Genomic DNA, 7,047 nt, shown 5'->3' on the forward strand with positions numbered 1-7,047 from the left:
CTAGCTTATTTTGAAATTATTATACTCAAAAGTTTTGACTATTCATTTGTTTAGGTTCTTATTAAATCGTCTCAAAGAGATCTCTCTCTTAGCGACTTATATATATTATCACCTATAAAAAACTTTGTCAAGCTTTTTTTTGAACTTTTTTAATTATTCTTTCTAAAGCTTATAAACAAGGTCTTTTTTGATGACAGTATCTATATTAGCAAGTTAAAACTCATTTGTCAAACTTTTTTGCTAAATTCTTTATTTTGTTCATTTTATAAGCAACAGAGGACTTTTTTAATGGTGGATTCATCGTTTCCCCTAACTCTTTTATAGATAATTCCGGATTTTCTTTCCTTATATAAGCTAATTCTTTTAAATCTTCTGGTAGGGCTTTTTCTTTTTCAAGTCTCTCTATGTATTGAATCTGTTTCATGGCAGTTTGTATAGTCTTATTTAAATTTGCCATGTCAAAATTCATTTTTCTATTAATATTATTCCTTAAATCTTTTTCTACCTTTACATTTTCTAAAGATAGCAAAGCCTTATTGGCCTTTATAATATTTAAGAAGTCTGATATATACTCTGAGTTTTTAAAATAAATTATTTTTTTATCTTTTCTTTCCTTATATAAGGGAATAATATTTTCTTCTTCTAATACCATACTTAGTAATTTCACATCTTCTTCTTTAGAAAATACTAGCTCTAATAGGTAACTCTTTTTGGGATCTACCATAGATCCTGAGCCTAGATACGCCCCTCTTAAGAAAGCAGAACTTCCATTATAGCTGCTTTTTATCCTAGAAAACAAGGTAGACAAACTACTTTGATAGTTTCCAAAATAATCGAATCCACTATCATTTATTATCCTATTAGCTATATCTTCATCTTCTATAGTCAAATTATAAAGACCTTCTTTCATAATATTATCATTTTTCACTATAGATATATTAGTTTCATAGTCATAAATATATTTTATTAAATTGTTAATCCTTTTAACTACATATTCACTTTCCGTACTAAAGTTAATATTAATAAAAGCATTTCTTATAGAAATGCTTGCATTTGTCTTTAATATTGAAGATAGTTCTAATAAAGCTTCTATTTTATTAGAAATTTTTAGTTGGGAAAGCTCCTTGTTAATATCATTTGAAAATGTCATCTTTTTCCCTTAATTTTTTATATTGTTTTATAGCATTTTTTACCATATTTTTTTCAGAATCATGTTTTAAATTAATTAATGCTTGGTCAAAATCTATAAATTCCGCTACAGCAAAACCTTCTTCATTTTGAGGCTTTAAATCGCCTGCCTTATATGACATAAGGTAATAATCTACTCGTTTGGATACTTTTTGATTATTTTGGTTGTAGTAGTAATAACGAGCATAACCAATTTTCCTTACTGGCTCCGCCTTTACTCCTGACTCTTCCTCAACTTCTCTTTTCGCTGTAATAGAAGTAGTTTCACCTTTTTCAATTTTTCCTTTTGGTAGAACCCAGTCACCATAGTACTTTCTCAATAATAGTACTTTTTCGTCTTTTATGACCACTCCACCAGCACTATGCTCTTTCATCATCACCCTCCTAATGCCATTTATCTGAATCTCTATGAAATACGGATGAATTATATTTTTCTTTTAATGTATTGTGTAGTTTTTCAGCTATGGCTACAGACCTATGTTGGCCACCCGTACAGCCTATACCAATTAATAGGTTGTTTTTACTTTGTTCAGTAAAGCTAGGTGCTATATAGTCTATAAGGTCAGCTATTTTTTCAACAAAAGTTTCAGCCTTAGAATATGACATAACATATTTTTCAACTTCTTCATCCTTGCCTGTTTTATGTTTTAACTCTTTTATATAGAAAGGATTGTCTATAAATCGAACATCAAATATGTAATCTGCTTCTTTTAATATGCCATATTTAAATCCGAAACTAACAAATTTAAGATTAGCTTCGTTTTTAACTTGTAAGATTTCTAAAAGTCTAGCATTCAACTGATTTAAACTATTGGAAGAAGTGTCTATATAATAATCCGATAGTTCTCTAATTTTTAATAGGTCTTCTCTTTCTTTTTTTATAGCATTTTCAAGAACCATGTCCTTATAAGGGTGGGGTCTTCTTTTTTCTTGGTATCTTCTTATTAACTCATCATCATTGGCGTCAATAAAAACAACTTTAAGATTGTGACCTTGCTTTCTAAGATCAGTAATAACTTTTTCTATACCAGACAATAAACTTCCTGCTCTTATATCTATTACAAAAGCAAGCTTCTCAACCTCTTTGTTTTTTTCTTTTAACAGGTCGATATATGAATATATTAGCTCTGGAGGCAAATTATCAATACTAGTATAATCATTGTCTTGTGCAATATTTACAGCTGATGTTTTACCAGCACCACTCATGCCAGTGATAATTATAATCTCCATGCTAACCCCTTTCTATTCTTCGCCTATTAGCTTTACTTCCCTTTCAAGTTTTACTGAATACTTGTCCATTATTATTTTTTGTACTTCTTTTATTAACTCTAACATATTTTCACAGGTTGAGTTTTCAATATTGATTAAAAATCCTGTATGCTTTTCAGAAACTTGCGCTTGATTTATGGTGAATCCTCTTAAACCAGCCTCATCTATCAACTTAGATGCAAAGTATCCCTCTGGTCTCTTGAAGGTAGAACCTGCAGAATACCTTTCTAAAGGCTGTCTTGATGATCTTTTATAATCAAAATCTTCGAAAGCTTCATATATTTTTTCTTTCTCAGCTTCTTTTAACTCAAAACTAGCTTCTAATACTATAAGTCCTTTTTCACCAGCTAAAGAATGTCTATATGAAAAGTCCATTTCTTCATTTGTATAGACTTTTATATTTCCATCTTTATCCATGGTTTTTACATTTTTAATTATATCTTTCATTTCAGTCCCATAGGCACCGGCATTCATAATAACGCCCCCACCTACTGATCCTGGTATTCCACTGACAGCTTCCATGCCTGTCAAAGAATTTTCAAAAGATGCTATGGCAGCATCTCTTAAGGCGGCCCCAGCTTGGGCTTTCACAAGATTTCCTTCCACTTTTATTTCAGAATAATTTTCTCTTAAAACAACAACTACACCTCTAATACCCTTGTCTCTAATAAGAAGGTTAGATCCTCTTCCTATGAATGTAAGAGGGATATCCTCTCCTTTTAAGAATTTAACAAGACCAGTCAATTGGTCTTCAGATTCCGGCATAATTAGGATGTCCGCAGGACCACCTATATGCATAGTTGTATATTTTTTTAATTCTTCATTTAATAAAAATTTACCAAAATCGCCAGATAAAATTTTATTTTTTATTTTTTCTCTCATCTCTCACCTATAAATCAAAATATTCTTCTAAAGTCATATCATTTTCATACATGTCTGTAGCTATATCTACACCAACATATCTGTAGACCCTATCATTAGGATAAAAACCTGTTACATTTTCTTCTCCTCTAGGATATCTAAGAATGAACCCAAATTTGTGAGCATTAGCTTGAAGCCATCTGCCTTCATTGCTTTCTTTAAAGGATTTATTATCCTTTACAGAGAATTCAACAGACTTACCTGTTCTAAGGGTATGATTTTTATAGTCAGGATAGTCAAATTCTGCATCTTTATCAAGTTCCTGTTTTGCAAAATCTTTTTCAAGTAAGTTCCTAGAAACTCCTATGTTATATCCTTCTCTTTTCATAGCTTCAATCATGACTAATAAAGCATTTTCCACCTCAGGATCAAAAGCTTCATTAAAATCTTCTGGTATGGAGTAATTTTTACCATCCATCAACAAGCCTCTTTTAACGACTAATTCATTATCCTTACTTGCTATTAACTTGTCATATTGAATATAGGCTATTTGGCCATTTTTTGATATTTTAGCCCAGGTGTTTTTTTGCCCATAAAACTCTACATAATCTCCCTTTTTAAGCCTATAACTAATCTCTGGATTGGTCTTTACAACTTTATAGGCCGGGCTATCTTCAGCTAGCTTTTTGTAAGATATCACCTTGTCTGTATACTCTTCATTTAACTCATTTATACTTTCAACTATTGATGTATTTTCGCCAGTATCAGCACTAGCATTATTTTTATTAAAAAAAGAAAAATAAGCTAAAGTAAGACCCATGGAAACCGCTAAAGCTCCTGCAACCAATCTAATTTTAGCTTTTCTTTTTCTTTTCTCTTGATTCAAAATTCTTTTTATTTGATTTTTTCTAATTTCATTCATCTCTAGGCCTCACATATTTATTCCTATACAATTATACTATATATAGTAACTTAAATAAAGTGCTAACCACTAGAAATCTATATTAATTTCTTCTATTTTATCAAACTTATAATTTTTTAATATTTTTCTGGATTTTTTGTTAAATTCTCCACAATAATCAGCAGAAACAGCTAGTTTATAGGAATCTCCACGCCTTAACATATTTCTTTCCTCTAAGAAGTTTTTCGCCTTTTGAGCTAAACTTTGAGCAGGGTCGTAGATCTTAACTTCTTTATTCAAAGATTTTCTTATAAAGTCATACCACAAGGGATAGTGGGTACACCCTAATATAGCAGCGTCAAGTTTATTGTCCCTGTATCTTTTCAAGTCTTGGTCAACAAGGTTTTGAATTTCTTCATCATTTAACTTTCCTGATTCTATAGCAGGAACAAAACTTGGACAAGCTTGCTTAATTAAATTAATACCAGGATTTTTAACTTTTATTTTTTCATCATAAGTTTTAGATTCTGTAGTTTTTTTAGTAGCTAACAACAAAAGATTTTCAACTTTTTCATCAACTAAATCAACTGCCGCATCTATAACATTGATAATAGGTATATCTTCCACTTGATTTTTTTTAATCAAGTCCATGGTTGACGCAGTATTGCAGGCAACTACTATCAACTTGACTTTCTTTTCCACAAAATATCTCAGCACCCTTTTAATTATGTATTCAAGTTCTATCTCACTCTTGTCTCCGTATGGGCTGTATTTTAAATCAGCAAGGTATATGAAATTTTCCTCAGGTAATATTTTAACTAATTCGTTTAATACTGTAAGGCCTCCTAGGCCAGAATCGAATACCCCGATTGGTGAATCATTCATTTTTTACTCCATATTTAAAAATAAAAAAGCATCGTAAGATGCTTACTTTTAACTTACAACTTTCATTTTTACAGTTGATGTTAATATATCCGAATAGGTATATGATAAAGTTAAGCTTTCATCGTATTCATTACTCACTCTAACAGTGAATATATTTGGAAAAGCATTTTCTATATATCCTACTCTAGTAACTATTTTCTTCCTTCCCTTATCAGCACTCAATTGTACTTTTTTGCCGATATTTTCTTCTACTTCACTTCTGATTGCCGCCAATGCATCTGATCTTTTCATATACATCACCACACTTTCATGTTTAATAACGTTTTAATTATAACATTTCATGATGTGAAAGTCAAATAAATTAATAATTATAGCTAATATAAAGTCTCTTGTCAACTTATTTTTTATTTGTTTTTCTTCTTCTTTATAGTATAATCATTTTAATATGATTTCATATATATTAAGGGAGGTGTATTATGACAGATCAATTTAATGATATAGAGATTACTGGAGATATGATTTTAGCAGATGTTATCACATTAAAACCTAGAACGTTGGGAACCTTGATGTCTTTTGGTTTTGCCTGTATAGGTTGTCCTGCTAGCCAGTTAGAAACTGTTGAAGAAGCCGCTTACGTACATGGCATCGAACCTGAAGTATTAATAGAAGCTCTAAATGAATAAGAAAAAAGACCGAAAAATCAATTTTTTCGGTCTTTTAAATTAATAGTCTTATCTTATAATCCTAATAATTCTGTTATTCTATTTTGGTCAAAGCCAACTATTTCTTCATCACCAATTACTAACACAGGAACACCTCTGTAGCCTTTTGATAATAATTCTTCTCTATAGTCTAAACTTTCTGTTACGTTTTTTTCTTCAAACTCAACATTGTTTTCTGTTAAGAAATCCTTTGCAGCTACGCAATAAGGACATGTGTTTGATGTATATACTGTTACTTTTTTCATTTGTATCTCCTTTTTCTTATTTATTTATGCTTATTTTATCTAGCTTATTATTTATTACCCTGTATAATATATTTTAATCAACTTTATGTTTTTTTTCAACCAATTCGGCTATATTTAAGTAGTCTATGTAGGATAAATCTTCCGCTCTTAAATTTGTAGATAGGTTTAAAGACTCCAATATAGCTTTCATCTCTTCCTTACTTATAGCTAGAGATGTATCAGTGGTAAGTGAATTCAATATATTTTTTCTACGTTTAGTAAAAGCTCCCCTCATCAATTTGAAGAAAACTTTTTCATCAACTTGTGGTAATTCTTTTTTCATGTCTAGTTTTATAACCACGCTATCAACCTTAGGCTGTGGCATAAAAACACTCTTAGGAGCTCTTGTCACTAAGCTAGCATCTGCATAGTATTGAGTAAAGACTGTTAAAGATCCATAGGTTTTATTCCCAGGATTTGCCAATATCCTATCCCCAACTTCTTTTTGAACCATTACAGTCAAGGATTCAACATTTAAGTCACTTTTCAAAAATAATTCAATTATAGGGGTTGTAATATAGTATGGTAGGTTTGCAACAACTTTAAAAGGCTGGTTATCAAACTGTTCTTCTACAAGCTTCTTTAAGTCCGCCTTTAGGATATCTGCATTTACCAAGACAAAATTATCAAAACCAGATAAGGTCTGCATCAAAACCTGGTTTAATCTTTCATCAATTTCTACTGACACGACTTTCTTAGCCTTCATAAGGAGTTCTTCTGTCAAGGTACCAAAGCCTGGCCCTATTTCTAGAACATAGTCGTCTTTTGTGATTTCAGCACCTTCTGATATGGACCTAACAACATTCCCATCGATCAGAAAGTTCTGTCCTAAGCCTTTTGAAAAAGAAAAGTCAAAAGCTTTTAATAATTGTTTAATTACTTTAGGTGAGTATAATCTTTCTCTTGACATTTATCCTCCTATTTCCTCTAAGGCCTT

At 30.8% G+C, this 7,047-nt stretch carries 10 protein-coding genes; 1 reads left to right on the plus strand and 9 read right to left on the minus strand.

Annotation, left to right across the window (positions count from 1 at the left end; translation table 11 throughout):
* Nucleotides 1–220: 220 nt before the first annotated feature.
* The 7 genes from whiA to Q0U66_RS04865 all read right to left on the minus strand — a co-directional run bounded on the left by whiA (nucleotide 221) and on the right by Q0U66_RS04865 (nucleotide 5,395).
* Nucleotides 221–1,150, minus strand: coding sequence for a DNA-binding protein WhiA (whiA, locus tag Q0U66_RS04835; RefSeq protein WP_297378074.1), 930 nt, complete (start codon nucleotides 1,148–1,150; stop codon nucleotides 221–223).
* Entirely contained in the window at nucleotides 1,134–1,562 is a 429-nt protein-coding gene (locus Q0U66_RS04840) for an NUDIX hydrolase (protein WP_297378077.1), read from the minus strand. The genes whiA and Q0U66_RS04840 overlap by 17 nt, the downstream gene beginning before the upstream one ends.
* A 10-nt stretch (nucleotides 1,563–1,572) precedes the next feature.
* A complete protein-coding gene (rapZ, locus tag Q0U66_RS04845) occupies nucleotides 1,573–2,418 on the minus strand; it encodes an RNase adapter RapZ (RefSeq protein WP_297378080.1) in 846 nt (281 codons plus the stop codon).
* Between the two features lie 12 nt (nucleotides 2,419–2,430).
* Complete coding sequence (murB, locus tag Q0U66_RS04850; RefSeq protein ID WP_297378083.1) at nucleotides 2,431–3,339, minus strand: UDP-N-acetylmuramate dehydrogenase; 909 nt, start codon at nucleotides 3,337–3,339, stop codon at nucleotides 2,431–2,433.
* Between the two features lie 7 nt (nucleotides 3,340–3,346).
* The gene (locus Q0U66_RS04855; RefSeq protein WP_297378086.1) at nucleotides 3,347–4,240 is read right to left on the minus strand and encodes a D-alanyl-D-alanine carboxypeptidase family protein; all 894 of its coding nucleotides are present in this window, start codon (nucleotides 4,238–4,240) and stop codon (nucleotides 3,347–3,349) included.
* A 69-nt stretch (nucleotides 4,241–4,309) separates the two neighbouring features.
* Complete coding sequence (gene murI / locus Q0U66_RS04860) at nucleotides 4,310–5,104, minus strand: glutamate racemase (protein ID WP_297378088.1); 795 nt, start codon at nucleotides 5,102–5,104, stop codon at nucleotides 4,310–4,312.
* A gap of 48 nt (nucleotides 5,105–5,152) precedes the next feature.
* Complete coding sequence (locus Q0U66_RS04865; RefSeq protein ID WP_103981903.1) at nucleotides 5,153–5,395, minus strand: Veg family protein; 243 nt, start codon at nucleotides 5,393–5,395, stop codon at nucleotides 5,153–5,155.
* Nucleotides 5,396–5,580: 185 nt separating this feature from the next.
* Here Q0U66_RS04865 and Q0U66_RS04870 point away from each other — a divergent pair, with 185 nt between their 5' ends.
* Nucleotides 5,581–5,787, plus strand: coding sequence for a DUF1858 domain-containing protein (locus tag Q0U66_RS04870; RefSeq protein ID WP_234994065.1), 207 nt, complete (start codon nucleotides 5,581–5,583; stop codon nucleotides 5,785–5,787).
* A gap of 53 nt (nucleotides 5,788–5,840) precedes the next feature.
* Here Q0U66_RS04870 and Q0U66_RS04875 read toward each other — a convergent pair whose 3' ends face one another.
* Nucleotides 5,841–6,071: a glutaredoxin family protein gene (locus Q0U66_RS04875; RefSeq protein ID WP_297378090.1), complete on the minus strand. Its 231-nt coding sequence runs from the start codon at nucleotides 6,069–6,071 to the stop codon at nucleotides 5,841–5,843.
* A 73-nt stretch (nucleotides 6,072–6,144) separates the two neighbouring features.
* A complete protein-coding gene (rsmA, locus tag Q0U66_RS04880; protein WP_297378093.1) occupies nucleotides 6,145–7,020 on the minus strand; it encodes a 16S rRNA (adenine(1518)-N(6)/adenine(1519)-N(6))-dimethyltransferase RsmA in 876 nt (291 codons plus the stop codon).
* Nucleotides 7,021–7,047: the final 27 nt, after the last annotated feature.

The organism is uncultured Helcococcus sp. (assembly GCF_946998255.1).
Lineage (GTDB): Bacteria > Bacillota > Clostridia > Tissierellales > Peptoniphilaceae > Helcococcus.

Excerpts from the sequence above, each read along its gene's own strand:
- whiA (WP_297378074.1), bottom strand. The coding sequence starts at position 1,150 with ATGACATTTTCAAATGATATTAACAAGGAGCTTTCCCAACTAAAAATT.
- Q0U66_RS04840 (WP_297378077.1), bottom strand. The coding sequence starts at position 1,562 with ATGAAAGAGCATAGTGCTGGTGGAGTGGTCATAAAAGACGAAAAAGTA.
- rapZ (WP_297378080.1), bottom strand. The coding sequence starts at position 2,418 with ATGGAGATTATAATTATCACTGGCATGAGTGGTGCTGGTAAAACATCA.
- murB (WP_297378083.1), bottom strand. The coding sequence starts at position 3,339 with ATGAGAGAAAAAATAAAAAATAAAATTTTATCTGGCGATTTTGGTAAA.
- Q0U66_RS04855 (WP_297378086.1), bottom strand. The coding sequence starts at position 4,240 with ATGAATGAAATTAGAAAAAATCAAATAAAAAGAATTTTGAATCAAGAG.
- murI (WP_297378088.1), bottom strand. The coding sequence starts at position 5,104 with ATGAATGATTCACCAATCGGGGTATTCGATTCTGGCCTAGGAGGCCTT.
- Q0U66_RS04865 (WP_103981903.1), bottom strand. The coding sequence starts at position 5,395 with ATGAAAAGATCAGATGCATTGGCGGCAATCAGAAGTGAAGTAGAAGAA.
- Q0U66_RS04870 (WP_234994065.1), top strand. The coding sequence starts at position 5,581 with ATGACAGATCAATTTAATGATATAGAGATTACTGGAGATATGATTTTA.
- Q0U66_RS04875 (WP_297378090.1), bottom strand. The coding sequence starts at position 6,071 with ATGAAAAAAGTAACAGTATATACATCAAACACATGTCCTTATTGCGTA.
- rsmA (WP_297378093.1), bottom strand. The coding sequence starts at position 7,020 with ATGTCAAGAGAAAGATTATACTCACCTAAAGTAATTAAACAATTATTA.